Raw genomic sequence first — 24,693 nt, forward strand, 5'->3', positions numbered from 1 at the left:
GGGGTGTAAGTATTGCGTCATCCGGGTATCCGACCACCAGGCTCGGCCGGCCAGAGGAAAGGAACGCGCGTGTCTTACCTGCTTCGCGTGCAACTTCCGGATCGCCCGGGAAGCCTCGGCGCACTCGCGCTCGCATTGGGTTCCGTCGGCGCCGACATCCTCTCGCTGGATGTCGTGGAACGCGGGGCAGGCTTCGCCGTGGATGATCTCGTCGTGGAAGTTCCACCCAACGCACTACCCGACACCCTCATCACCGCCGCGGAATCGATCGGCGACGTGCACGTGGACTCCATCCGCCCCTATTCGGGCGTGCTGGACACCCACCGCGAGCTCGAGCTCATCGACCAGGTGGCCAGCGCCCGCGACGACCGGCTGCAAGTGCTCGTCGACGGCGTGCCGCGGGTGCTGCGGGTCGGCTGGAGCACTGTGATCGACCTGGGCCTGCACGGCGCCTACCGGGTGGTCGGGAGCCAGAGCGCGCCGCAGACGCAGGCCGGTTCGGCGCCGTGGATGCCGCTGGAGAAGCCCTCGGTGCTCGACCCCGAGGCCGACTGGGTGCCGCAGATCTGGCGCGATATGGACACCAAGCTGGCCGCCGCGCCGCTGGGCAACACCGGCAAGGTGCTGCTGCTCGGCAGGCCGGGCGGGCCGGACTTCCGTCCGTCGGAGGTGGCGCGGCTCGGCTACCTGGCGGGCATCGTCGCGACCGTTCTCGGCTGAACCGGGACCATCCCGGGCGGGCTTGGCGCGCAGGCCGACTCGCGCGGCGGTCAGTAGGAAGACAGGGGCAAGCGCAACACGGTGAGCAGTTCGCCCGCCGGCGTCGTCCAATCCCGTTCCGGCACGGCGACGAAACCGAAGCGGTCGTAGATGCGGCGGGCGTCGACCATCGCGGGCATGGTGGTCAGCGCCACCGCTTCGCACGATTCCGCGGCCGCCATTTCGATCACGGTGCGCACCAGAGCCGTTCCGGCACCGAGGCCGCGCGCCCGCTTCGCGACCGCGAGCATGCGGAACTCCAGCTCACCGGGCCGGGCGATCTCCGCGTAGGGCATGCCGTAGCGGGCGACGGTGAGCGAGCCGACCACCCGATCGTCGTGCACCGCGACCAAGACCTGGGCCGCGGCCGCCCTGCGCACGGTGTCGGCGAGCTCGGCGGCGTACGGGCTGCCCGGCGGGACATAGCCCTCGCTCACGTAGACGTCGACGGTCAGCTCGCCGATCGCGGCGTACTCCTCCGGAGTCGCCGTCCGGATGACCATCTCGCACACGCTCATGCCTGCGCCTCGCTGACGCTCGGCTCCGGCATGCGCGAAGCGCGCTGGCACATGATTCGCTCACTCCGTTCGCTCACACCGGCATCCTGCCACCGGCGCGGGCGACCTTGACATCCGACCAGTTCAGAAACCCAGGCCGGGACGGCCGCCAGGGTGAGCTATCTGCCACCGGTCCGGCTTGCCCTGCGGGTAGACCACCGGGATGTAATCGCCGATCGCGGGCCACTGGCTCACGTCCCAGACGAAGCGGCCGTACACCACGGTCTCCGGCACCGAGGGGCCGAACAGATTGCCGGTGATGGTGACGAACTGCTCACCCTCGGCGTCCGGGAGCGGGCTCACGCCCGTGACGTACAGCGTGCCGGACTCCGGTTCGGCGGGCTGGAAGCCCTGCCGCCCCCGGCGATAGGCCACCAGCAGCGCCACGAGCGTGGTGACCATGATCACCAGCATTGCGAATTCCAGCATGTCCCCATCGTATGGCGGACGTGTCCGCTCAGAGCGCGGCGAGTTCGCTGGCTCCGCGCTCGGTGCGGCGGACCTGCCAGACCGCCGTGCGGGTGCGCTGCGAACGCCCGTTGCCCCGATCGATCAGCGAGCGGTTGTCGGTGGTGAAGACCAGTTGGGCGCCGTTGGCATTGGTCTCCGGATTCTGGAACAGCTGGATCAGCCGGTCGGCCTGCTCGGCGGGCAACTGCGCGCCGATGTCGTCGACCGCGAGCACCCGTCCGTTGTCGAGCGCGTCCAGCATGGTCGGCAGCAGCCGGAGCAGCGAGAGCGTCGCGGCGGATTCGTCGGTGATGTCGAACGGGGCGTCGATGCCCGCGTGGACCAAGCTCAGGCCGACGCCGCGCCGGGCCACCATGCGGGTGTAGAGCGCGTCGCGGGCGGCGCGCAGATTCGTCAGCTCCCGCTCCAGCATCAGCGGGGTGATCCCGTTGTCGCGCAGCAGGCGGTCGGCGTGGCCGGGCGAGGTGGCGCACAGCTCGGCCTGTTCGGCGGCGCCCTCGATGTCGGCGTCGAGTTCGCGGAGATAGTCGGCGTAGAGCGGATCGTCATCGGCGATCAGCAGATCGGTGATACCCAGCTCAGCGGCGCGCAGCAACAGCAGCAGCCGAGCCGCGTTGTCCGGGGAACGCGAGATGTGGCTGCCCAGCCGGTGCGCCACCGCGTCCGGCTCGACCGCGCCGCGCTGCACCTCGAGCATCGAGGAGAACCAGCGGTACGCGGGCACCAGCGCCTCGGCGTACATCTGCCCGGCGAGGCTGAGCAGCAACGCGTTCGGGCGCACCAGCGGCATCAGCGCGGCAATGCCGTAGCGCGCGGCCTCGAACATGGGACCGATCTTGATCTGTTCGCCGTTGCGCTCGAACACGATTCGCTTGCGCGAGCGCGGATGGCTGTGCAACCACTCGGCCGTCACCTCGGCGTTGTCCAGCTGGAAGCCGTAGGTGAACGGGCAGCCCTCCGCGACGAACCCCACGACGAACTCGGTCGGCCGATCCGGAAAACCCAAGTGCGGCGCGCGAACCGGGCCCGCGTACGGATCCCAGCCGGTGACCGAGTGCAGCACCGCGTCGCGCATGTGCCCGAGCGCATCGATCAGGCTCGTCTTCCCCGCCGCCGTCCCACCGTGCACCGCGGTCACCGGGACCGCCACCGGCCCGCTCCCCTTGGTCAGCCGCAACTCCTGGCGGTCGGCCAGCGATCTGTGGTTGGTCACCTGAAAACTCCGCAGCATGCCGCCATACTTCCGTCTCGCCCGCCGCGAGGCGACACCAACCCTCCGTCCGGCCCCGGCGGACGCGGGGACAGCGGGAGCGATCGGGGTTAGCATGCTGGCGCTAGCTCCTGTTGGGGGCGTGGCTGTCCGAACGTCTCCGAATGGATGAGGTCCAGCGATGACACGTACGCTTCGTCGGCTCGTGATCCGAGGCTCGGTGATCGGCGCGATCGCCGCCGGTGCGGTGGTCGCGCTGCCGCAGACGGCGGTCGCCGAGGCGCCGTGCCCGGATGGCACCGCGCGGGTGTTTCTCAACGACGCCACCAACGTGTGCCAGAGCGGCAGCGCGACTTACACCGCTCGACCGGCGGTGAGCAAGGTGTGTTCGACGGGAGGCACCTCGGTCGTGGTGGAGACCACCGGTCCGCGCCGGATCAACCGGCGGCATATCGAACTCGAACCAGGCGGGTACTGCGCGCGCCTCGAAATCGAGGGCCAGGAAAGCGCCACCGTGCAGGTCCAGCCCGCCTGATCGACACCGCTTCCGAACTCGGCAAGTACCGCGTCTCCGATCCGATGCGCGATAGGAGCGGTGGGAGACCTGGGCGCCTTGGGAGACCTGATGCGCCGCAGTGCCGGTCACGCCCCGCTAGCCGCCGCCGCGCCACAGCAGCGCGCTGTCGCCGAACTCGTGCCATAAGTAGCCGGTGTCGAGCGCTTCCCCGTACGCGCGGCGCACGGTGGAGTCCCCGGCGACCGCGACCAGCAGGTCCAGGTGCGACGCGCCGGGCGCGTGCCAGCCGGTGATCAGCCCGTCGACCACCCGGACGGGACGACCCGCGCCGAGGACGAGCTCGGTCCACCCGTTCTCGGGGCGCACCCGCCCGTCCGTGTCGGCAGCGGATTCGAGCGCCCTGGTGACCGTGGTACCGACCGCGACGACCCGGCCGTTCGCGGCTCTGGTGTCGTTCACCAGACGTGCCGTGGCCGCGGGCACGGCGAAGCGCTCCGGGCACGGCGGTTCCCCGGCTTCCGGTGAGGAGACGCCCGTGTGCAAGGTGATCGGAGCGAGGGCGATCCCGGAGCTGACCAGGTCCAGCACCACGTCGTGCGTGAACGGCCGTGCGGCGCTGGGCATTTCCGCGCTGCCAGGGATCCGTCCGAACACCGTCGTGTAGTACGAGGGCGACCAGCGGCGCGGCACGTAGGAGTAGGTGATCGGTCGTCCGTGCTCGTTCATGAGAACTCGCGGATCCATGGTGACGTCGGCGATCCACAGCCTGCGCGCTCCCGGCAGCCACGGCTCGCGCAGTGTCGCGCGTGCGCCGTCCGGCAGCTCGATCACGGTGCCCGCCCGCAGTTCCCGGCTCGGCAGCGGGGTGCGCTCGCGGGTCCGCGCCTCGACCACCCAGCCACCGTCGTCCAGCCAGGTGGCGAAGTGCAGGGTGATCGGCAGGTCCGCGATGGCGGCGTCGACAGCGGCGGAGGTGGTCGCCGAATTGTTCACCACCACCAGATCGCCCGGGCGCAGGTAGCGAGGCAGCTCGCGGAATCGCGCGTGGGTTGGCCGATCTCCGGCGACCAGCAGCCGGACGTCGTCCCGCGCCGTGCCGCGCGTCTCGGGCGGGGCCTCGGCGTTGTAGCGGTCGGGCAGTTCGAAGGACCGCGCCCATCCCGCGGAACCCGTTCCGGCCCCGGCATTTCCGTGTTTCGACAGCGGACGGTGCCGCGATGCGCCCCGCGCGGGCGCGGTCGATGCTTCGCTGCTCACGCCTGCACCTCGCCAGCGCTCGGCTCCGGCGTGCGCGACGCTCGCTGGAACATGATTCGCTCCCTCATCGCGCCACCGCGAAATCCGCCGCGGTGTAGCGGCCGTTCTTCGGACGTTCGTCGAGCAACCGCAGCAGTGCGGGCACGACGCTGTCCGGCTCGGGCCGATCGGAGATGTCCTCGCCGGGGAACGCGGCTTGGTGCATCTCGGTGCGCATATCGCCCGGATCGAAGGAGTAGACGGCCAGCTCCGGATGCTCGGCCGCGAGGATCGCGGTGAGCTGGTCCAGCGCCGCTTTGGCCGAACCGTACCCGCCCCACCCCGGATACGGTTCCACGGCGGCGTCGGAACTGATGTCGACCACGACACTGCCGAGATCGAGCAGCGGCAGCACCGCCTGGAGAATCGCCAGCGGCGCCACCACGTTCGTGCGATAGACGGCCTCGAGCTCGTCGAGCGGATAGTCGGCCAACCGGGGCTGCGGACTCGGTCCGAGCCTGCTGGCATTGTTCACCACGAGGTCGAGCGGTCCTGCGCCCGCGGCGATTTCGGCCAGCCGAGCGCGGTGCGCGGGATCGGTGACGTCTCCGGTGACGGCGATGAACGCGGCGCCCAGCTCGGCGCGGACCCGGTCGAGCCGGTCGCCACGACGAGCGGTGCCGATCACTCGCCAGCCGCGCCCGGCCAGCGCGCGCGAGAGTGCGAGGCCGAGCCCGGCGGATGCGCCGGTGATCAGGGCGGTGGGACGGTGAGTCATGACGGTCTCCTGACAGTTGCCTACCAGACCGATCGTCGTACCTGAAGCAAGGTTCAGGTCAAGTGCCGTTCCCCACCGCGTGAAATCACCGGCCGCGGCGGCTATTCCTCGACGACTTCTTCGGCGTCGGACGCCGTGGGGGCCACCGCCTCCGGCCCGCGCTCCAGCAGCAGCCGGAATCCGTCCTCGTCCAGGATCGGCACGCCGAGTTCCTCGGCCTTGGCCGCCTTCGACCCCGGCGCCTCGCCGATCACCACGAACGCCGTCTTCTTGGAGACCGAGCCCGCCGCCTTGCCGCCGCGGATCAGGATGGCCTCCTTCGCGCCGTCGCGGGAAAAACCTTGCAGCGAACCGGTGACGACGATCGACAGGCCCTCCAGCGTGCGTTCGATGGACTCGTCGCGCTCGTCCTCCATCCGCACGCCTGCCGCGCGCCACTTGTCCACGATCGCGCGGTGCCAGTCGACGGTGAACCACTCGGCCGCCGCGGCGGCGATGGTCGGGCCGACGCCGTCGGCGGCGCCCAGCTCCTCGGCGGTGGCCGACTCGATCCGCGCCATGCTGCCGAATTCGGCGGCCAGCGCCCTGGCTGCGGTGGGGCCGACATGCCGGATGGACAGGCCGACCAGCACCCGCCACAGCGGACGGTCCTTGGCGGAGTCGAGGTTGTCGAGCAGCCGTTTGCCGTTCGCGGAGAGGCTGCCGTTCTTGTTGGCGAACAGCGAGGTGGTGAGCAAGCGAGGCTCGTCGAGGTCGAACAGGTCGCCCTCGTCGGTGATCGCGCCGGACTTCAGCAGGTCGATGGCCGCTTCGTAGCCGAGCGCTTCGATGTCGAAGGCATTGCGGCTGGCCACGTGGTACACCCGCTCTCGCAGCTGCGCGGGGCAGGAACGCTGGTTCGGGCAGCGGATGTCGGCGTCGCCCTCCTTCTCCGGAGCCAGCTCGGTGCCGCACTCGGGACAGTGCGTCGGCATGACGAACTCGCGTTCCTCGCCGGTGCGCGCGTCCACCACCGGGCCGAGGACCTCGGGGATCACGTCGCCCGCCTTGCGGATGGTGACCGTGTCGCCGATCAGCACACCCTTGCGCTTGACCTCGGAGGCGTTGTGCAGCGTCGCCATGGCGACGGTCGACCCCGCGATGGACACCGGCTCCATCACCGCGAACGGGGTGACCCGCCCGGTGCGGCCCACGTTGACCTCGATGTTGCGCAGCTTGGTCGTGGCTTCCTCGGGCGGGTACTTGTAGGCGATCGCCCAGCGCGGCGCCCGCGAGGTCGAACCGAGGCGGCGTTGCAGCGACATCTCGTCGACCTTGATGACCTGACCGTCGATCTCGTGCTCGATGTCGTGGCGGTGTTCACCCCAGTAGGCCACCCGCTCGATCACCGCTTCCACGCCTTGCACCCGCCTGGTGTGCTCGGAGACCGGCAGCTTCCATGCCGCCAGCGCGCGGTACGCGTCGTGTTGCGAGGCCGGGGTGTAGCCCTCGATGCGGCCGAAGCCGTGACAGATCATCCGCAGCCGCCTGCGCGCGGTGACCGACGGGTCCTTCTGCCGCAGCGAGCCTGCCGCGGTGTTGCGCGGATTCGCGTACGGCGGCTTGCCCTCGGCGACGATGGACGCGTTGAGTGTCTCGAAATCCTCCAGCCGCATGTAGACCTCGCCGCGCACCTCGAGCAGGTCCGGTACGGGGAACTCGTCGGAGGCGGCGAGTTCGGTCGGGATATCGTCGATGGTGCGCGCGTTCAGGGTGACGTCCTCACCGGTGCGGCCGTCGCCGCGGGTCGCGGCGCGCACCAGCCTGCCCTTCTCGTAGACCAGGTTGAGCGCGACGCCGTCGATCTTCACCTCGCACAGGTAGTGCAGGTTCGGACCGGTCTCGGCCTCCACCCGCGCAGCCCAGGCGCGTAGCTCGTCGTAGCTGAAGACGTTGTCCAGCGAGAGCATCCGCTCCAGATGGTCGACCGCGGTGAAATCGGTCGCGAAGCCGCCGCCGACCAGCTGGGTCGGCGAATCGGGGGTCAGCAGATCAGGGTGTTCTTCTTCCATGGCCTGCAGCCGCCGCAGCAGCTCGTCGAACTCCCCGTCGGAGATGATCGGCGCGTCACGCACGTAGTAGCGGAACTGGTGCTCGCGCACCTCGTCCGCGAGCTGCTGCCACTGCACCCGCTGCTCTGCCGTCGCCGGAACCACCGCACTGTCGCTGTCACTCACGAGAGGCACAGTAGTCGAGCGCACCGACACATTCCCGCACGTCGACGCCCTGTCGCCCGGTCGGGACCGGTCAGGAGAAGGTCAGCGACTCCGGGTCCTCGGCGTAGGCGCGAGCCACCTCGTTCGCCAGGCTCAGCGCGCGCCGCGCCCAGGACAGCGGCGCGCCCGCCAGCCCGCACGCCGGAGCGACGAGCACGCTGTCCGCGAGCGCGGTGCGCGGAAAACCGAGGCGATCGATGAGCCGGACGCCGGGTTCCGCGATCTCCCGCCAGGTCACCGGTGTCGGTGCCGCTGTGCTCTTGGTCGCCTGCGCTGCGGTCCTGATCGCGGGGTCGGTGGTCGGCACAAGCCCGAGCACCAGCCGCTTCCCCGCATCGAGCGTCTCGCCGATGCTGTCGAGATCGCGGGTGCCGATCGTCGCGACGTCGAAGCCGACCGCGGCGGCCGCGCTGCGGCGCATGAAGCCCAGCGCGGGCGGTGCGGCGCAACTGTGCACCAGCACCGGGGCCGATTGCGCCTCGACGACGCCGTCGAACACCGCGAGCGCCTCGGGCTCCGGCATCGCGCGCACGGTGTCCAGCACGCTGACACCGCGCAGCGAACCGTTCAGCACGTCGGTCAGCGACGGCTCGTCGAGTTGCAGCACGACCCGCGCGCCGAGCCGTTTGCCCACCTCGGCTACGTGCTGGGCGAGACCCTCCGCGAGGGATTCCGAAAGATCCCGCAGCGCACCGGAATCGGTGAGCGCGCGGTGTCCGCCGGGCAGCTCGACCTCGGCGGCCAGCGTGAGCGGACCGGTGGCCTGAACCTTGACGACGCGTCCGGTGCCCGCCGAACCCGATGTCTCCCAAGCCTCTTCGAGCGCGTCCAGGTCGGCGCGCAGCAGATCGCGAGCGCGGCGGGAGACCGCGCCGGGGCGCGACGCCAGCCGATAGCCGCGGGTACTGGTGTCGAAGCGCATGTCCACCAGCAGGGCCGAAACGCGGCCGATCATGTCCGCGCCGAGACCACGGCCCGGGAGCTCGGGCAGGTGGGTCAGCTCGGCCAGCTCGCCGAGCACGGTGTTCGCGGCCTCGCGCGGATCGCCGCCCGGCCACGACCCCACGGCCGTCGCGATGCCGCCGGACAGCGGGTCGGCGTCGCTCCGATCGGCGGAAGCCGCAGCGTTAGTTCCGGTTTCGCTCACCACGTCCTACCCATGTCGATGTGTGCTTGTCCGCCGCCGCGGTACACCGGTGGCTCGACGCCAGATGCCCGGATCCGTCGTGTCCCGCCCGGCCGCGGCATCGTGACACTAGCGCGTATCGAAGCCCGGGCGATCACGGCGTGCGGGTCGGGGTGGCGGCGTGTACGCCAGCACGGCAGCCCGTCGTCCGGTCGGCGTTACCGCGCCTCGACCGCCGCGTCGTCCACGGAGTGCTCCTCGCGCGAGGTGTCGCTGATGGTGCCGCTGCCGATGACCTCGTCGCCGAGCGCGTCCGGCCGGTACAGCACGACGGCCTGCCCACGGGCGACGCCGGTCAGTGGTTCGCGCAGCCGCACCTCGAGGCCGCCGTCCACCGCCTCGGCGATCGCGGGCGCGGTGCCGCCGTGCGCGCGCACCTGCGCGACGCACTCGATCGGGCCGTCCGGCGCCGAGCCCGAGGTCCAGATCGCGCGCTCGGCCCGCACCGTCCAGACCCGCAGGTCCTCGGCCGAGCCGACGCGCACGGTGCCGGACACGGGGTCGATGTCGGTGACGTAGCGCGGCTTGCCGTCGGCCCCCGGGCCCGCCAATCCGAGGCCTTTGCGCTGGCCGATGGTGAAGCCGTGCACACCCTCGTGCTCGGCGAGCACCGTGCCTTCGGCGTCCACTACGGCGCCGGGGCGGATGCCGATCTTGGCGCCGAGGAAGGCGCGCGTGTCACCGGAGGGGATGAAGCAGATGTCGTGGCTGTCCGGCTTGTTCGCCACCGCGAGTCCACGCTCGGCGGCCTCGGCCCTGATCTGCGGCTTCGGGGTGTCGCCGACCGGGAACATGGCGCGCGACAGCTGCTCGGCGGTGAGCACGGCAAGCACGTAGGACTGGTCCTTGTCCGCGTCCACCGCGCGGCGCAGCACGCCGTCCTCGAGCCGGGCGTAGTGACCGGTGACGACGGCGTCGAAGCCGAGCGCCACCGCGCGGTCGGCCAGCGCCGAGAACTTGATCTTCTCATTGCAGCGCAGGCACGGGTTGGGCGTCTCGCCCGCCGCGTAGGCCGCCACGAAGTCGTCGATCACGTCTTCCTTGAAGCGGTCCGCGAAATCCCAGACGTAGAAGGGGATTCCGAGCACGTCGGCGGCGCGGCGCGCGTCGCCCGCGTCCTCCTTCGAGCAGCAACCGCGCGAACCGGTGCGCAGCGTGCCCGGGGTAGCCGAGAGCGCCAGATGCACGCCGACCACCTCGTGCCCGGCGTCGACGGCGCGCGCCGCCGCGACGGCGGAGTCGACACCACCGCTCATCGCCGCGAGTACCCGCATCACACACCACCTTTCGCACCGGCAAGACCAGCGGCCCTGGCCCGCTCCACCACTTGGGGCAAGACATCGAGGAGGGCGTCCACGTCGGCGCGGGTCGACGTGTGTCCCAACGAGAATCGCAACGAACCCCGCGCCACCCATGGCTCGACGCCCATGGCGATCAGCACGTGACTCGGCGTGGCCACGCCCGCGTTGCAGGCGGAGCCGGTCGAGCATTCGATCCCGGCGGCGTCCAGCAGCATCAGCAGCGAATCACCCTCGCAGCCGGGGAACGTGAAGTGCGCGTTGCCGGGCAGACGCCGCGCGCCTGCCGGGCCGTTCAACACGGCCTCCGGCACGGCTTCGGTCACGCCCGCGATGAGCGCGTCCCGCAGCGCGGCCAATTCGGCAGTGCGCGTGGGCAGTTCGGTGACGGTGACGTCCAGCGCGGTGGCCAGGCCGACCGCGGCCGCGGTGTCCGAGGTGCCGGAGCGCAGGTCGCGCTCGTGGCCGCCGCCGTGCAGCAGTGGCACGCACGCCACCTGCCTGCCGAGCAGCAGCACGCCGACACCGTGCGGTCCACCGACCTTGTGCCCGGCGAAGCTGGCCGCGGACAGGCCGCTCGCGGCGAAGTCGATCGGCAGCTGGGCCGCGGCCTGGATCGCGTCGCTGTGCATGGGGACGCCGAATTCCTGTGCCACCGCGGCTAATTCGGCGATCGGCTGGATGGCGCCGACCTCGTTGTTGGCCCACATGACGGTGACGAGGGCGACCTCGTCGGGATGCTCGGCCAGCGCCGCTCGCAGCATGCGCGGCGACACCACGCCGTCGGCGTCCACCGGCAGCCACGTCGCGTGCGCGCCCTCGTGCTGCTCCAGCCACTCCACCGCGTCGATGACCGCGTGATGCTCGATCGAGCTTGCGATGATCCTGGTGCGGCGCGGCTCGGCGTCCCTGCGCGCCCAGTAGATGCCCTTGACCGCCAGATTGTCGCTCTCGGTGCCGCCGGAGGTGAAGATCACCTCGGACGGCCGGGCGCCCAGATTCGCGGCGATCGACTCACGCGCCTCCTCGAGCGACCGGCGCGCGGCGCGCCCCGATCCGTGCACCGACGAGGCGTTCCCCGGCCGTGCCATGGCAGCCGTCATCGCCTCGATCGCGGCAGGCAGCATCGGTGTGGTGGCCGCATGATCGAGGTAGACCGTCTGGGGCGCAGCACCGGTGACCGGACCCGAAAAAGCCGACTTCATGACCGATAAAGCCTATACCACCGCTGACCTGGGCATTTTTCGGGTACACCCCTGCTTTCTACGATGTTTCTACGATTTACCCAGGATCCTCAACGCATGTATCACCAATCGGTATTCCTGGATCGGCGGTTCAGAGGCCAGGAATCCGCTCGAAACGACCGGCGCCGAGGGGTTCGCGCCTTCCGCGCTTGCGCGGCGGGCAAGGACTCCAGGGTTCGTCGTCGAAGCTCACCGACGTCGTCCAGCCATACCGCCATCGGAGGTAGGACCGGATCGCCGGTCAGAGCTGACTCAGCTCGAGACGAGGTAGTCGACGACGCGCGTGCCGTTGTGGGCGAGCTCCGAGTCCAGCACACCGGTGCGGTAGGTCTCCCGGTCAGCGAGCTTCGGCTGATCGCGCTCGGCACCACGGTGGGCCATCCGCTCCCGAAGCCGGGTGGTGTCGGTGTCAACCCACACCGTGCGGATCGCGATTTCACCACCGGTGATTGTGGGATGTAGTCGACTGAGCCGCTGTCCCTGTTCACTGGCGGCGGCGATGTAGCCGAGGAACGGGGCGTCGGCCACGACCGGGCAGCGACGGGCGATCGTGACGGCCTGCTCGACCAGAGCCGCGTAGAGGTGCGGGGAGACGACGCGGCGGTAGAGGTCGCGGTCGCGGTCGTGAGGGTTGCCGGTCAGCTCGGCCATCACCGACTCCTCGAGCCGCGACGCGAAGGTGTCCTTGTCGAGCACGACCGGGTCCACCAGCTCAGCCAGCAGCCGGGCCGCGGTGGTCTTGCCCGCTGCCGGGACCTGCAGACCAGGGTCACTCCGGTGGCCGCGGGGATGCAAGAGCGCGCAGCGCCTGGTGCGCCGTCGCCGAGAACGGCACCGGGCCAACGGGTCCAGTCATCACGATGTCCTCCAGACCGGGCTAGGGATAACCCTGACGTCGCGTTCCTCAACCTCCTGGTCTAGGCGATCTGCCACGTCTTTCGGCTGAGTCCGCTCGCGACCACCGGCTGCAGCGAGGGCTGATCGGGGCACTCAGTATGTGCCCGCAGCGGCAACTAATTGCGACCATGACGTACTCGGTGGCGGATGCGGTTGAAGTCGTCGGAGGACGCGATCAGGCACTTGTGTCAGCGGCCAGGTGGAATTCCCCACTCACGGCCACTTAGCGGGGAGCTATCTGGCCGCCGGGGCTAGCAAGTAGCAAACGATCGGGCGACGGAAGCTGGCGGCATGAGCGCGCGTTCGGTGCACCCGCGTGGCGTTCATGTACTGCGACGTCGACGACCGGATTTGCGGAGTCCGAGCCTCAGACCCACCCGTGGGGATCAGCGAGATCGTAAGCGCGGGAAAGTTTCTTGGGAACGACCATGCGCCATGCATCGACGACGAGTTCACGGGCCTCGGTCGGGTCCAGGGCCGCGAGGTCGGACTCGATCCAGTTGAAGCGCATGTCCGATGCCGATGGCATCTGAAACTTGTGCGGCTCGCTCGCGATGAGCGCCGCTCGCTCCTCCCTGGGGAACGCGAAGCCCATCACGGTCTCGTCGAGGGAGAACGCCACGTAGACGATTTGCTTGACGCGGAACTTCAGCCTGCCACGTACATAGACCTGGTACGAGCGTTCCAGCTCGGCCCCCAGTGGGCTGACGTCTTCGATCACCGCCATGGTCGGACTCCTTCGGTTCCGCGTGAATGCGCCCTCAGGTACTGGTGCCCGCCATCGCCGCTGCGGCGCACGCGATTTCGCCACGTCGGCAGGTCAGTCATGTCTGGACTCCTGTCTTTCGGTCTATCCAGAAGTTTCGACGAGGGAGCCACCCGAAATTCATCATCGTGCGTTCCGCCGGCTCAGGATGCCTACCAGCCGGGCGGTTACAGGGTGAGCATGGCGGCAGCGACCTGGTCGGCCGCGGCGTGGCGCAGAGCGGTACCCATGTCGTCGAGGACGAGCAGTCGCGCCCCGGGGATTTCGGCGGCGAGGACCTCACCGTTGCCGACCGGGAAGAACGGGTCGGCGCGACCGTGCACCACGAGCGTCGGCACGTCGAGCTCACCGAGCCGGCCCCGCCAGCGCGGGGCGCAGTCGAGCCGGGAGAACACCATCCCGAGCTGGTTCGCCTGGTGCACTGCGGGATCGCTCGACGGCGTCCGGTCCCAGATTCGGACCGCCGTCGCCCGCGCCTGCTGCGGATCGTTGCCCATCGGCTCGGCGCCCTCGGCGGCGAACGCCGCGACAGCGTCCCGGTCGGTCCAGTCCGGCCGTTGGCGCGAGAACATCGCGCCCATGACCGCGCGGTCATGGTCGGGCAGGTCCTCGTCGACCGGGCCCGGCGCCACCGGCCGAGTGCCGACGAGGGTCAGTGCGGAGAACACGTCCGGGTGGTCCAGCGCGGCGACCTGAGCGACCATCCCACCGACGCCGATTCCACCGAGATGGGCGGTTCTGGCACCGAGCACCCCGACCAGCGCGGCCGCGTCGGAGACGAGATCCCGCAGGTTGTAGGCCGGATTCTCCGGGTCGAGGGTCGTCGACGCGCCGGAGTCACGCAGGTCGTAGCGGACCACGCGCCGCCCGCCCGACGCGAGCCGCTCGCACAGCGCGTCGGGCCATGACAACATCGTTGTGCCGCCGACCAGCAGGACCAGCGGATCGTCCTCGCGGCCGAAGCTCTGGATGCCCAGATCCACACCGTTCGCCCGTACTGAGGTCATGCCCAATCGAAACGGTCTCGTCATGCCTGGACTCCTGTCTGTCGGTATACCCAACGGTATCGACGACAGATTCACCCGAAAATCATCGGTGCAGCCGAGATCGTGTCCGCACTCCCCCAATCACCCGGAATCGGCATTACCGCGCGTTCAAGATATTTGCTGACAATGTGCCCGACTATGCGAACTGGCCGCCTACGGGGACTCGCATCTGGCCGTTCGTGGGGAATTTTCATTGGCCGCTGTCACACTTGCACCCCGCCGTACAGGACCGATCCCGACAGGACACCTGGGCACCCTCAGCAGCGGCGCCGACTACATAGCCACTGCATCAACAAACATGGCCCTGCCCGTTGCGGAGTACCACACAGGCACCGTGGATCTCAGAAACGGTATCAAATCGGCGATCTCGAACGCTGCGTGGGCAGCTGGAGCCATTGTCGTCACCGGGATCCTGCTCACCGCGTTCACCGCAGCCCTGAGCGACGTTGCCGCGGCCGGAGGCGCCATCGTAGTAGTTGGAAACACAGTACGCACCATCAAATCCGTCTACGACGGCATCAAAATCTGGCGTGTCCTAGCTGCTGCAGCGGCTGCCGCCGGCGGAGCGGCAGTTATCGCCAACTTCGACAAAGTGCCCTCTGCAACCGACATCGGCTTGGCTGCAATTATCTCGATGAAAGTGTTCATTGACGAAGCTCTCGACGACGAGATCGACGAGGACGGCCCTGCCTACAATTTCGAAGGTACCGGATATTCCCTCGAGGAACTCGCAGAATTCGCACGCGGACACGCCGGTGACGACAACCCGGCGATGGGTCGCCCAACCATGAGGGAAATAGAGGAAGCATTACGGAAGGGCACAACTTCACCAGGTTCTGGAAACTCGGTGCGCTATGATTACAATGGAGTCAGAGTAATTATCAATCGTGATGTACCTCTCAAGTCTACTACCTACTACCCGAGCCGGTGATATGAACGAGAAGTTGATCGAAGGTATACGCTCAAACTTTTCTGAGGCAGAATTGAACGAGCTAGAAGAGTGTCGCCATAAGATAAATGACACACGATCGTTCGGCACATTGGATCTGCTGACCAGCTGGGCTCTGCACGTCGACAAGATCGACAAGGATCGAGCTCGAACAGCGAACGACCCGAGCGTTTGGGGAGGCTATGACCTGGTCGGCGCACTATCGATACGAGATTTCTTGTCCGGCTGCATCGACCGTCTTTCCGAACCCCTCCGTAAAAAGGTTGCTGCCGTCGCGGATGGATACGACGAACAGTTCCGGGCAGTTACGAAGTTCGACGAGAATCGGTCGATCGAACGATTCACCGACTCCGGCCTGGAAGCCGCGCCATGGTGGTGGCATCGAATTCCCAATTCAGGCCCGTTACTTGTGGAGCTGATTGGTTCGGAATCAGGGTAGCGACACTGCTACCAGCACGCCGCCGGCGCGGAGGCCGATTCGGTGACCGGGCTATGAACCCGCCGATCACGCGATCGGGCGTTCCCGTGGCGGGTTGACCACCAAAGTCCACCTGGCCACCGACAGCGCCGGTCGAGGCCTGGCCGTGCTGCTCACGTCCGGCCAGACCAATGACTCACCGCTGCTGCCAGCAGTGCTGGACGCGCTCGTGGTGCCGCGCCTGGAAGGCGGGCCGCCGCGCCGCAACCGGACGTGGTCATCGCTGACCGCGCCTACTCTGCGCTGCCCAGACAGTCCACACCGACCCGACGCAATCACCGCGCGCACAATCCAGCAGTGTCGACCGCGCACAGCACGGCCGACACCCGGCCCGAACCCGTTATTCGGCGGCCTCCTAGCGGCCCGTCGACTGGCCCGGGCGGCTCGTCGACCATCGAGCGTCCGATCGAATGTGGTGCCCTCGTGACACCACCGCGCAGCCTAGATCCCGTTGAAGCCGCTGAGTATTCCCGCCGCCTGCAGGAGCAACGACTGGTTGTGCCAGTGAATTCCGGTGTCGTTTATCGGCGAAATCGGACACCTTGTGTGTCAGTGCAGCCGTGATCACGACGGTGAATAGTGACGTTACCGCGCGCTCATGACGAGGGTCCTATGCCCCTCCTAGCTTGTTGCCGGCGGTGTTTGCAGCGTCCTGCCAGACTGCTTGGATGATCGTCACAGTGAACCGCGAACTATTGCGGAAGGTTCCCCGGCCACTGACCTGTGAAGGTCAGATTTACGGCCCGGGATAGGTTCGAGGACGTCCTTTTGTGGACACCGTTCAGCTGTCTGGAGTTGCGCGGCTGGCGTCGTTGTCGACGCCGAACCACTCACCACATGGTGAGCGCGGCCCAGCGCCCCCGCGGCCGGGCGCCCAAAGCTTGCGTCGGCCACGATCAGCGTCACGAAATCCGGGCTGCCGACCGCCGCCGACCCGGACACGCTCGCCGAACGCGCCGAGTACGTGCGCGGCTTGCTCGGTGAGCGTCGCGATCAGGTGGAAATCAACGTCGCCATCTGGGGCGTGGCCTCCCCGTCCGAACGCGACACCCTTGGCCAACAGGTGCGCGCGTTTCTGCCCGGATTCACCGACGACCAGATCGATGCCACCCCCACGGTCATGATCGGCACTCCTCGGCAGATCGCCGAAAACGTGCGCGAATTCCGCGAGCGCCACGGAATCACGTATTTCACTGTGCAGGAACCGGCTATGGAGAAATTCGCACCGGTCATCGAACTACTGAAGTAGCCGGCCCGAGCGGTTGCAGCAGCGGGCCGCCAGCAGGACGACATCCAGCCGGATCACGGTCCCACTGGGTCGAATAGCGCGCGTTGGCCGGTTGCGCCCGCCTCGCTCCGACACCGGCGCACGGTGCCGGTCTGACCATGCGCTGGAACTCCGGTCCGGTCGAGGGCCGGGTCAATCACATCAAAATGATCAAGAGGCAGATGTTCGGCAGGGCTGGCCTTCCACTGCTACGCAAACGCGTGCTTCCCACGGCCGCGCAACGATGACGCCAGATCTGTGGTTCTGCGGCACAACACCTTTCGTCACGGAAAGTGGGCCAGAACCGAATTTCGACGTCATCTCGCCGCGGCCACTGCTTGCGCTGTCCGGGCGAGGCGGTAGGAGTCGGTGCCGGTTTCGATGATATGGCCGCCGAAGGTGAGGCGGTCCACGATCGCGGCGCAAAGTCTCGGGTCGGTGAAGGTTTTCGTCCAGCCGGAGAACGATTCGTTGGAAGCGATCGCGACGGAGTTCTTCTCCTCACGCTCGGTGTGGACCTGGAACAGCAGTTCCGCTCCGCGGCGGTCGAGTTCCATGTAGCCGAGTTCGTCGACCTATGCCGACGGCGGCATAGATCGATCTATGCCGAGGCCGGGACTATGCCGCGCCGATCGCCGCATGACGTGAATCCCCTGGTAAGGGCAGCGGAAGGGCCTCGTTTGCCGGCGCAGCAGCCCACATAGTTCCGTCGTCGGCTCCGATACTTCATCTGATGGATGAGTGCGTCGGACGGAGGCGTGATCATGGTCGGAACTCGCAGGAAACCGGGCCGCATGGGCCCCTACATCGCCGGTTACCGAAATCATCTGGAGCAGCAGCGATACACGCCGGGCACGATCCGGAACATGCTGAAGATCATCGGCGATCTGGGGCGGTGGATGATCGAGCAGGACCTCACAGCCGAGCAGTTGACGGCGGCGTCGATCGAGGAATTCCGGCGGTTCTGCTGCGTTACGCTGCGCCGTCCGCCGTCGGCAAAGAGCCTGAACCCGCTGCGAGAGTTCTTGAAATCCCAAGGGCTGCTGACAGATCCGCCGATCAACTGCGACCCTTTGGACTCGATTGTCGCCGAGTACTGCGACTGGCTGGTGGCCGACCGCGCTCTGGCAGCTGCCACGATCGTCCGCTACGAGAAGCTGGCCCACCGCTTCCTGAGAGAAGCATCCGCTCGTGGGATCGGTGAGCTGACCGGCGCCGACATCGTGGCGTTCTTGCTCGCCGAAAGCCCACGCGTCAGCGTCGGCGCGATCAAGGGCCGCGTCGCAGAACTACGGTCGCTACTGAGGTTCCTCTACCTGCGCGGACTACTGCCGCGCCCGTTGACCTCGGCGGTCCCGCCGGTCGCGGGCTGGCATGGCACCGGCATCCCGAAGTCGATCACCGCCGCACAGGTTCAGCGGTTGCTCGATGCCTGTGACCGCGACGATCCGGTGCAGGTCCGTGACTACGCGATGCTGACCCTGGTCGCGCGACTGGGACTGCGGTCGATCGAGGTCGCCCGGCTCGAGGTCGGCGACATCGACTGGCGTGGCGGTCGGATCAAACTGCGCGGCAAAGCATCCCGGGAGGACGCCATGCCGATGCCGTTCGACGTCGGGGAAGCGGTCAGCGCCTACCTGACGACCGCTCGGCCGGCGACGACGTTGCGGCCGGTGTTCGTGACCTGCAAGGCGCCGCTGCGCGGAATCCGCGCTGACCTGGTCAGCGACGTCACCCGCCGCGCCTGCGACCGCGCGGGGCTGCCTCGCGTCGGCGCCCATCGGTTGCGCCACTCGCTGGCCACCGAGATGCTGCGCCGCGGAGTCCCTCTCGTCGATATCAGCCAGGTCCTGCGCCACCGGGATCTGGCCACGACCGCGATCTACGCGAAGGTCGACTTGGCCACTCTGCGCGACCTCGCCGCCGAATGGCCAGGAGCGCCACGATGAGCCGGCTGTCCGAGGCCGCGGCCGACTACCTGAAACTACGCAATCGGCTCGGCCACGATCTGGCCGAACACCATCGGCTGCTGCCGCGGTTCGTCGGCTATCTCGACGAGATCGCCGCACCCACAGTTACGATCGCAGCTGCGCTGGACTGGGCGTTTGCTCCCGGGGTCGATGCGTCGTCGTCGAATCCGGCACGTCGGATGACGATCGCCCGCAGGTTCGCCCAGCATATGGCCGGGCTGGATCCGCGCACCGAAATACCACCGCCAGGGTTGATCTCGTTCCCGCAACGCTGGCATCCACCGTTCATCTTCACCCGCACCGACCTGGAGACACTGACCGCTCAGGCGCGACATCGAGTTCGCGGACGACTGTCGGCGGCGACCCATTCCACGATGTTGGGCCTGCTCGGCGCGACCGGGCTGCGGGTCGGGGAAGCGATCCGCCTGGACTGCACCGACATCGACTGGGCCGACGAGGCTCTGCTGATCCGGGAGTCGAAGTTCGGCAAGTCCCGGGTGGTTCCGGTCCTGCCGTCGACCGTCGCGGCCCTGCGCGACTACGCCGGCATCCGCGACGAGCACCACCCGATGCCGACGACAGCGAGTTTCTTCGTCTCTCGCCGCGGCAACCGAATGGTCTATCCCTGCGTCCATGAGACTTTTCGGAACTTGTGTCGCACGACCGGAATCGGCGCGGACGCAGACCGGCGGCCCCGCATCCACGACCTGCGGCACTCGTTCGCGGTCAACACGCTGCTGCGCTGGCACCGCTCCGGGGATGACGTCGAGGCGAAACTTCCGACGTTGTCGACCTATCTCGGTCACCGCGACCCGCGCTCGACCTACTGGTATCTGTCGGCGGCCCCCGAGCTGCTGAGTCTGGCCGCCCAGCGACTCGAATACTCGATCCAGGCCAGGCCCTCATGACCGCGATCTCCGCCACACTGCAGAACTTCTTCACCGAACGGCTCGTCAAGCACCGTCACGTCAGTCCGCGCACGGTCGCCTCCTACCGGGACTCGCTAAAACTGTTGCTGGGCTTCGTCTCTCAACGAACCAAGAAGCCGCCAGCCGAGCTGGACTGGTCCGACTTGGACGTCGAGGCCATCACCGCGTTCCTGGACTACCTAGAGCACGAGCGGAGCAACAGTCCCCGCACCCGCAACCTGCGCCTGACCGCGATCCGGTCGCTGTTTACCTACGCATCACTGCGCCATCCCGAACACGCCGAACTGATCCAGCGCGTGCTGGCCATCCCGCCCAAACGATTCGACAAACAGCTCGTCGCGTTCCTGAACCGCACCGAGATCGACGCCATGCTCGCCGCGCCGAATCGCGACCACTGGGAAGGCCGACGCGATCACGCCCTGCTGCTGGTCGCGGTCCAAACCGGGCTACGGGTCTCGGAACTGGTCGGACTCAACTGCGGCGACATCACCCTCGGCGGCGGCGCGAACCTCCGATGCCTCGGCAAGGGCCGCAAACACCGGGCCGTCCCGCTCACCACACCCACCCAGCGCGTCCTGCGCGTCTGGATTGCCGAACGCGGCGACCATGCCGATCAGCCGCTGTTCCCGACCCGCACCGGCCGCCGGCTCAGCTCCGATGCCGTCGAGCGCCTGGTCCGGCGCCACGCCGCCACCGCGGCCCTATCCTGCCCCAGCATCCGCCCCGCCGAGCTGCATCCGCACGTCCTGCGCCACAGCTGCGCGATGGCGCTGCTGCACGCGGGCGTCGACACCGCGGTCATCGCGCTCTGGCTCGGCCACGCCGACATCCGATCCACCGGCATCTATCTCCACGCCGACATGACGATCAAACAACGTGCTCTCGACCAGACCACCCCGACTTCGACGCCGCCGGCGTCTATCGCCCGACCGACAGCCTCCTGGCCTTCCTGGAGAGCCTGTGATCAGGCCGACAACCGGTCCACTCGGCAGGCCGAACATGCTGCACTACTTCATATCTCAGGTCATGCGGCGATCGGCGCGGCATAGTCCCGGCCTCGGCATAGGTCGATGCAGAGCAGGTCTACCCGGCCGTAGCGGGCGATGGTCTTGGTCAACTGTTTCTCGTCGACGCACACCGAGCAAATGCGACCATCCGCGCCGGACAACCGGGCCGACCGACACGAGCGCGTCACACCCCGCCCCCTCTCGATCACGAACGCCCGCTTCACCGAACTTGTTACAAAACAACAACATTGAGCCGCGTCCGGCTCTACTCACATGCGCGCTCAGCGGCATTACTGTACGTGCGACGCGTATCTGCTCGGTGCTGCTGTCGATCTGGCGCGTGACATCGGCGCAGAGTATGGGCGGCCGACGCCGGAGAGGAGGCGATCCACCGTCCTGAACTCGGCATGATGCCCAGTCTGCAACTTGGAGACCGAGGCCTGGTCGATACGCGCGCGATGATGTTCACCCGCGGGCGCGTCGACCGTCGTGTGCCTCGGTGACGACGTGGGTGATCCGATTCGCTCGTGTGGCGTCTCGCGCGGCGCTGACGATCCACCACAGCATCATCTTGCGCGCGCTGGGCGGGAATCGGTCCCAGTGGGCGCGGGCCGGTGGGTCCCGGTCGAGGGCCGCCGCCAGTTCGGGTGGCTCTCGGAGGTCTTCGATTTGGTCGGCGATGGTCCACCAGCCGTTGGACTTCGCCGCCGCGATGGCGCGGCGGCCCGCGTCGGTCATGAGGCCCTGGTCGGCCATGTCGGCTGCGCGTCGGCGGTTGAGCCGGGTCCACGCGCTCTTGGTGCGGCGTGGCGTGAACAGCTGCAAGCCGCGCTCGTCGTCGAGGATGGTGTTGGTGGAGTCGATCCATCCGAAGCAGATGGCCTCCTCGACGGCCTCGGAGTACGGGCAGCGTGGGCGTTCGGCACCGGCGCGCCAGGAGCACAACCACACGCCGCGAGTGGATGCGTGGTTGTGCCCGAGCCAGTTCCGCCATTGTGCCCGGGTCTCGGCGTGGAAGATCGGGTAGTCGAACTTCCAGGTCGCGGCGTGGTCGGATGCCGATCGCGGCGATTCCGATGAGGTCATGTGTCCTCCGTAAGGTGAGTGGCCAGGCGCCGGACGGTGTTTGCGAGTTCGGCCGGTTCGATGACCGTGACCGAGGCGGTGAGCGCGATGCGGGCGACCGTCATGGCGAGGCGTACCGCAGCAAACGCAACGCGCACAAGGGATTCGCTGCTGCCCAGCGCAATTCACACATCCTCGCACGTAACACATAGTGCGCACGAAGCCGAAGGACGCGCCTGTGATCGAAGACCGGCTGGCCATGACTCCATTCGACAACGACATGCTGGAATTCGCTTGCGCGTGGGCGCCGTTTGGCGGCAACGACGAGGAAGCGTTCATCCGGTTCGGGCTGCGGCCGAAAGAGTTCCATGCTGCTGCGGTTTCTTCGATCCCTAGCCGCACGGGTGATCAGCGGACCGACGCTGAACTCACTGCAGCAGCAGTGCCGTGAACGGTTGACGAGCCCCGCCAAAAACGCCTCGTGATCGGCCCCGCGTGCGAGCGCGCACGGTCGGGCCCAGCCCATCACCACCGGCCTGGTCGAGGACATCCGAAGCTCGAATTACGCGCAGTAGTCTCCACGATCCAGGTCAGCACACCTGCAACACCGCGAAATACTTCTCCGGCCCCGGCTCCGCGCGAGGGCACCCCAGCAGACCGAGCGCCGGCGGAATCGCCGTTGTCCTAGCTCCGAGAGCTTGATGGTCCGGCGCGACAAACAGCCCCGACGAACGAACCGTGAGATCTCGATGAATACGAGCGCGTACCCGCATCTACTCCAGCCGCTGGACCTGGGATTCACCAGCCTGCGCAACCGCGTACTGATGGGGTCGATGCACGTCGGCCTGGAAGAAGCGCCCCAGGGCTTCGAGCGCATGGCCGCCTTCTATGCCGAGCGCGCCCGCGGCGGCGTCGGGCTCATCGTCACCGGTGGCATCGCGCCGAACGAAGCCGCACGCCCCTACCCGGGCGGGGCGATGCTGACCGAGGAAGCCGAGGCGGACCGCCATCGTGTGGTCACCGATGCCGTGCACGCCGCCAGCGGCAAGATCACCCTGCAGATCCTGCATTTCGGGCGCTACGCCTACCATCCCGAGCTGGTCGCGCCGAGTCCGTTGCAGGCTCCGATCAGTCCGTTCCCGCCACGCGAACTCTCCGACGTCGAGGTCGAGGCGACGATCGAGGACTTCGTGCGCTGCGCGAGGCTGGCGAAGCTGGCCGGCTACGACGGGGTGGAAATCATGGGGTCGGAGGGCTACCTGATCAACGAGTTCATCGCCACCCACACCAACAAGCGCACCGATCGCTGGGGCGGCAGCTATGAGAACCGCATCCGGTTCCCGGTCCAGATCGTTCGCCGCGTCCGCGAAGCGGTCGGCACGGAGTTCATCATCATCTATCGGCTCTCCATGCTGGACCTGGTACCCGACGGATCGACCTTCGACGAGGTCGTCGAGCTCGCGCAGCGCATCGAAGCGGCGGGCGCGACGATCATCAACACCGGAATCGGCTGGCACGAGGCGCGGATCCCGACCATCGCGACCTCGGTGCCACGGGGCGCGTACGCCTGGGTGACCAGGAAGCTGATGGGCTCGGTATCCATCCCGCTGGTCACCAGCAACCGGTTCAACACTCCGGACACCGCCGAGCAGCTCCTGGCCGACGGCTACGCCGACATGGTGTCGCTGGCCCGGCCCTTCCTCGCCGACCCCGACTTCGTGAACAAGGCCGCCGCGGGCACCCCGGAGCGGATCAATACCTGCATCGGCTGCAACCAGGCCTGCCTGGACCACACCTTCAGCCTGAAAATCACCTCCTGCCTGGTGAATCCGCGCGCATGCCACGGAACCGAACTCGTGCTGGGCCCGATACGGGTCCGCAAACGGATCGCAGTCGTCGGTGCCGGACCCGCCGGACTCGCGTTCGCCACCGCCGCGGCCGAACGCGGGCACCGAGTGGAGCTGTTCGAAGCCAGCTCGCAGATCGGCGGGCAGTTCGAGATCGCCCGCCGGATACCCGGCAAGGGCGAATTCGACGAAACCCTGCGCTACTTCCGTCACCGCCTGGTGCAAACCGGGGTTCAGGTGCATCTCGACACCGCCGCCACGGTGGAGCGTCTGACCAACGACGATTCGACGAGGTGGTCATCGCGACCGGTGTCAACCCCCGCGTCCCCGCGGAGCTGCCCGGCGTCGATCACCCGATGGTGCTGGGCTACCTCGACGTCCTGCGCGACAAAGCTCCCGTAGGGCCACGAGTGGCGATCCTGGGCGCCGGCGGTATCGGATTCGATGTTGCCGAGTTCCTGACCACCCCGGATCCCGGTGCCGAACCCGACATCGGCGAGTTCCTCGCCACTTGGGGCGTCGACGCCGAACACCGTCACCGCGGCGGCCTCGCGCTGGCCGTGCGCCACACGGCGCCACGGCAGGTGACCCTGCTGCAGCGCAAGACGAGCAAGGTCGGCGCCGGGCTGGGCAAGACCACGGGATGGATCCACCGTGCCGAGTTGAAGAACCGCGGCGTTGAGACGATCGCTGGTGCCCGCTACGAACGCATCGACGACCTCGGCTTGCATTTCTCTGTGAATGAGCAATCCCATCTGCTCGAGGTCGACACCATCGTCCTGTGCACCGGCCAAGAGCCCAACAGGACACTCTACGACGCCCTCGTCGCCGCGGGCACGATGCCGGTTCACCTCATCGGCGGCGCGAACGAGGCCGCCGAGCTCGACGCCAAACGCGCGATAAACCGCTCGACTTGCGTGGTGCCTTCGATCGACCTCGCGCAGCAGCTCCGCCGGGCAAC

22 protein-coding genes and 2 pseudogenes are annotated in these 24,693 nt (G+C 68.0%); 10 read left to right on the top strand and 14 right to left on the bottom strand.

All coding sequences use genetic code 11. The features are described 5' to 3' along the window. Positions 1–69 precede the first annotated feature (69 nt). Positions 70–720 (top strand): amino acid-binding protein, encoded by a 651-nt coding sequence (locus ACRWNM_RS32990; protein WP_431972074.1) that lies wholly within the window; start codon positions 70–72, stop codon positions 718–720. A gap of 50 nt (positions 721–770) precedes the next feature. Here the strand turns inward: ACRWNM_RS32990 and ACRWNM_RS32995 are convergent, their stop codons facing one another. The 3 genes from ACRWNM_RS32995 to ACRWNM_RS33005 all read right to left on the bottom strand — a co-directional run bounded on the left by ACRWNM_RS32995 (position 771) and on the right by ACRWNM_RS33005 (position 3,018). Continuing rightward, entirely contained in the window at positions 771–1,277 is a 507-nt protein-coding gene (locus tag ACRWNM_RS32995; protein WP_431972075.1) for a GNAT family N-acetyltransferase, read from the bottom strand. A 123-nt stretch (positions 1,278–1,400) separates the two neighbouring features. Next, positions 1,401–1,745 carry a hypothetical protein gene (locus tag ACRWNM_RS33000; protein WP_431972076.1) on the bottom strand — a complete coding sequence of 115 codons (345 nt, stop codon included), beginning with the start codon at positions 1,743–1,745 and terminating at the stop codon, positions 1,401–1,403. 28 nt (positions 1,746–1,773) lie between these two features. Beyond that, positions 1,774–3,018, bottom strand: a complete 1,245-nt coding sequence (locus ACRWNM_RS33005) for an AAA family ATPase (RefSeq protein ID WP_431972077.1) — start codon at positions 3,016–3,018, stop codon at positions 1,774–1,776. A 160-nt stretch (positions 3,019–3,178) separates the two neighbouring features. Here ACRWNM_RS33005 and ACRWNM_RS33010 point away from each other — a divergent pair, with 160 nt between their 5' ends. After that, positions 3,179–3,532 carry a hypothetical protein gene (locus ACRWNM_RS33010; RefSeq protein WP_431972078.1) on the top strand — a complete coding sequence of 118 codons (354 nt, stop codon included), beginning with the start codon at positions 3,179–3,181 and terminating at the stop codon, positions 3,530–3,532. Positions 3,533–3,649: 117 nt separating this feature from the next. Here ACRWNM_RS33010 and ACRWNM_RS33015 read toward each other — a convergent pair whose 3' ends face one another. The 9 genes from ACRWNM_RS33015 to ACRWNM_RS33055 all read right to left on the bottom strand — a co-directional run bounded on the left by ACRWNM_RS33015 (position 3,650) and on the right by ACRWNM_RS33055 (position 14,181). Next, complete coding sequence (locus ACRWNM_RS33015) at positions 3,650–4,717, bottom strand: S-adenosylmethionine:tRNA ribosyltransferase-isomerase (RefSeq protein ID WP_431972106.1); 1,068 nt, start codon at positions 4,715–4,717, stop codon at positions 3,650–3,652. Positions 4,718–4,835: 118 nt separating this feature from the next. Beyond that, complete coding sequence (locus ACRWNM_RS33020; RefSeq protein WP_431972079.1) at positions 4,836–5,528, bottom strand: SDR family NAD(P)-dependent oxidoreductase; 693 nt, start codon at positions 5,526–5,528, stop codon at positions 4,836–4,838. Between the two features lie 101 nt (positions 5,529–5,629). Further along, positions 5,630–7,744 carry an NAD-dependent DNA ligase LigA gene (ligA, locus tag ACRWNM_RS33025; protein ID WP_431972080.1) on the bottom strand — a complete coding sequence of 705 codons (2,115 nt, stop codon included), beginning with the start codon at positions 7,742–7,744 and terminating at the stop codon, positions 5,630–5,632. 70 nt (positions 7,745–7,814) lie between these two features. Next, complete coding sequence (locus ACRWNM_RS33030) at positions 7,815–8,873, bottom strand: methionine synthase (protein ID WP_431972107.1); 1,059 nt, start codon at positions 8,871–8,873, stop codon at positions 7,815–7,817. A 254-nt stretch (positions 8,874–9,127) separates the two neighbouring features. Next, entirely contained in the window at positions 9,128–10,243 is a 1,116-nt protein-coding gene (gene mnmA, locus ACRWNM_RS33035; protein ID WP_431972081.1) for a tRNA 2-thiouridine(34) synthase MnmA, read from the bottom strand. After that, a complete protein-coding gene (locus tag ACRWNM_RS33040) occupies positions 10,243–11,472 on the bottom strand; it encodes a cysteine desulfurase family protein (protein ID WP_431972082.1) in 1,230 nt (409 codons plus the stop codon). Before ACRWNM_RS33040 ends, mnmA begins: the two co-directional genes overlap by 1 nt. Before the next feature lie 291 nt (positions 11,473–11,763). After that, on the bottom strand, positions 11,764–12,354 hold the full coding sequence (locus tag ACRWNM_RS33045) for an AAA family ATPase (protein WP_431972083.1): 591 nt from the start codon (positions 12,352–12,354) through the stop codon (positions 11,764–11,766). 421 nt (positions 12,355–12,775) lie between these two features. Continuing rightward, the gene (locus tag ACRWNM_RS33050) at positions 12,776–13,135 is read right to left on the bottom strand and encodes an MmcQ/YjbR family DNA-binding protein (RefSeq protein ID WP_431972084.1); all 360 of its coding nucleotides are present in this window, start codon (positions 13,133–13,135) and stop codon (positions 12,776–12,778) included. Between the two features lie 206 nt (positions 13,136–13,341). Continuing rightward, entirely contained in the window at positions 13,342–14,181 is an 840-nt protein-coding gene (locus ACRWNM_RS33055; RefSeq protein WP_431972108.1) for an alpha/beta fold hydrolase, read from the bottom strand. Between the two features lie 373 nt (positions 14,182–14,554). Here ACRWNM_RS33055 and ACRWNM_RS33060 point away from each other — a divergent pair, with 373 nt between their 5' ends. From ACRWNM_RS33060 to ACRWNM_RS33070, 3 genes are all read left to right on the top strand, one after another. Then, positions 14,555–15,151 (top strand): hypothetical protein, encoded by a 597-nt coding sequence (locus ACRWNM_RS33060; RefSeq protein ID WP_431972085.1) that lies wholly within the window; start codon positions 14,555–14,557, stop codon positions 15,149–15,151. Position 15,152: 1 nt separating this feature from the next. Then, positions 15,153–15,608 carry a hypothetical protein gene (locus tag ACRWNM_RS33065; protein WP_431972086.1) on the top strand — a complete coding sequence of 152 codons (456 nt, stop codon included), beginning with the start codon at positions 15,153–15,155 and terminating at the stop codon, positions 15,606–15,608. A gap of 1,012 nt (positions 15,609–16,620) precedes the next feature. After that, positions 16,621–16,896, top strand: a complete 276-nt coding sequence (locus ACRWNM_RS33070) for a hypothetical protein (RefSeq protein ID WP_431972087.1) — start codon at positions 16,621–16,623, stop codon at positions 16,894–16,896. 335 nt (positions 16,897–17,231) lie between these two features. Here ACRWNM_RS33070 and ACRWNM_RS33075 read toward each other — a convergent pair. Further along, a pseudogene (locus ACRWNM_RS33075) lies at positions 17,232–17,489 on the bottom strand (ATP-binding protein); the annotation flags it as partial. Between the two features lie 189 nt (positions 17,490–17,678). Between ACRWNM_RS33075 and ACRWNM_RS33080 the strand changes: the two are divergent. From ACRWNM_RS33080 to ACRWNM_RS33090, 3 genes are read left to right on the top strand one after another with little or no spacing between them, the layout of a single operon-like run. Then, positions 17,679–18,863: a tyrosine-type recombinase/integrase gene (locus tag ACRWNM_RS33080; protein ID WP_431972088.1), complete on the top strand. Its 1,185-nt coding sequence runs from the start codon at positions 17,679–17,681 to the stop codon at positions 18,861–18,863. After that, positions 18,860–19,792: a tyrosine-type recombinase/integrase gene (locus ACRWNM_RS33085; RefSeq protein WP_431972089.1), complete on the top strand. Its 933-nt coding sequence runs from the start codon at positions 18,860–18,862 to the stop codon at positions 19,790–19,792. The genes ACRWNM_RS33080 and ACRWNM_RS33085 overlap by 4 nt, the downstream gene beginning before the upstream one ends. Further along, positions 19,789–20,862, top strand: a complete 1,074-nt coding sequence (locus ACRWNM_RS33090; RefSeq protein WP_431972090.1) for a tyrosine-type recombinase/integrase — start codon at positions 19,789–19,791, stop codon at positions 20,860–20,862. Before ACRWNM_RS33085 ends, ACRWNM_RS33090 begins: the two co-directional genes overlap by 4 nt. A gap of 423 nt (positions 20,863–21,285) precedes the next feature. On the opposite strand, the gene ACRWNM_RS33095 is transcribed toward ACRWNM_RS33090, so the two are convergent. Beyond that, positions 21,286–21,906 carry a YdeI/OmpD-associated family protein gene (locus ACRWNM_RS33095; RefSeq protein ID WP_431972092.1) on the bottom strand — a complete coding sequence of 207 codons (621 nt, stop codon included), beginning with the start codon at positions 21,904–21,906 and terminating at the stop codon, positions 21,286–21,288. A 217-nt stretch (positions 21,907–22,123) separates the two neighbouring features. Here ACRWNM_RS33095 and ACRWNM_RS33100 point away from each other — a divergent pair, with 217 nt between their 5' ends. Both ACRWNM_RS33100 and ACRWNM_RS33105 read left to right on the top strand, forming a co-directional pair. Next, positions 22,124–22,336, top strand: coding sequence for a hypothetical protein (locus ACRWNM_RS33100; RefSeq protein WP_431972093.1), 213 nt, complete (start codon positions 22,124–22,126; stop codon positions 22,334–22,336). A 298-nt stretch (positions 22,337–22,634) separates the two neighbouring features. Beyond that, positions 22,635–24,664 (top strand): annotated as a pseudogene (locus tag ACRWNM_RS33105) (FAD-dependent oxidoreductase); the annotation flags it as partial. Positions 24,665–24,693: the final 29 nt, after the last annotated feature.

The sequence above is a fragment of the Nocardia sp. bgisy134 genome, from assembly GCF_965341865.1.
Classification (GTDB): domain Bacteria; phylum Actinomycetota; class Actinomycetes; order Mycobacteriales; family Mycobacteriaceae; genus Nocardia.

Excerpts from the sequence above, each read along its gene's own strand:
- ACRWNM_RS32995 (WP_431972075.1), bottom strand. The coding sequence starts at position 1,277 with ATGAGCGTGTGCGAGATGGTCATCCGGACGGCGACTCCGGAGGAGTAC.
- ACRWNM_RS33000 (WP_431972076.1), bottom strand. The coding sequence starts at position 1,745 with ATGCTGGAATTCGCAATGCTGGTGATCATGGTCACCACGCTCGTGGCG.
- ACRWNM_RS33005 (WP_431972077.1), bottom strand. The coding sequence starts at position 3,018 with ATGCTGCGGAGTTTTCAGGTGACCAACCACAGATCGCTGGCCGACCGC.
- ACRWNM_RS33010 (WP_431972078.1), top strand. The coding sequence starts at position 3,179 with ATGACACGTACGCTTCGTCGGCTCGTGATCCGAGGCTCGGTGATCGGC.
- ACRWNM_RS33020 (WP_431972079.1), bottom strand. The coding sequence starts at position 5,528 with ATGACTCACCGTCCCACCGCCCTGATCACCGGCGCATCCGCCGGGCTC.
- mnmA (WP_431972081.1), bottom strand. The coding sequence starts at position 10,243 with ATGCGGGTACTCGCGGCGATGAGCGGTGGTGTCGACTCCGCCGTCGCG.
- ACRWNM_RS33040 (WP_431972082.1), bottom strand. The coding sequence starts at position 11,472 with ATGAAGTCGGCTTTTTCGGGTCCGGTCACCGGTGCTGCGCCCCAGACG.
- ACRWNM_RS33050 (WP_431972084.1), bottom strand. The coding sequence starts at position 13,135 with ATGGCGGTGATCGAAGACGTCAGCCCACTGGGGGCCGAGCTGGAACGC.
- ACRWNM_RS33055 (WP_431972108.1), bottom strand. The coding sequence starts at position 14,181 with ATGACCTCAGTACGGGCGAACGGTGTGGATCTGGGCATCCAGAGCTTC.
- ACRWNM_RS33065 (WP_431972086.1), top strand. The coding sequence starts at position 15,153 with ATGAACGAGAAGTTGATCGAAGGTATACGCTCAAACTTTTCTGAGGCA.
- ACRWNM_RS33080 (WP_431972088.1), top strand. The coding sequence starts at position 17,679 with ATGGTCGGAACTCGCAGGAAACCGGGCCGCATGGGCCCCTACATCGCC.
- ACRWNM_RS33085 (WP_431972089.1), top strand. The coding sequence starts at position 18,860 with ATGAGCCGGCTGTCCGAGGCCGCGGCCGACTACCTGAAACTACGCAAT.
- ACRWNM_RS33090 (WP_431972090.1), top strand. The coding sequence starts at position 19,789 with ATGACCGCGATCTCCGCCACACTGCAGAACTTCTTCACCGAACGGCTC.
- ACRWNM_RS33095 (WP_431972092.1), bottom strand. The coding sequence starts at position 21,906 with ATGACCTCATCGGAATCGCCGCGATCGGCATCCGACCACGCCGCGACC.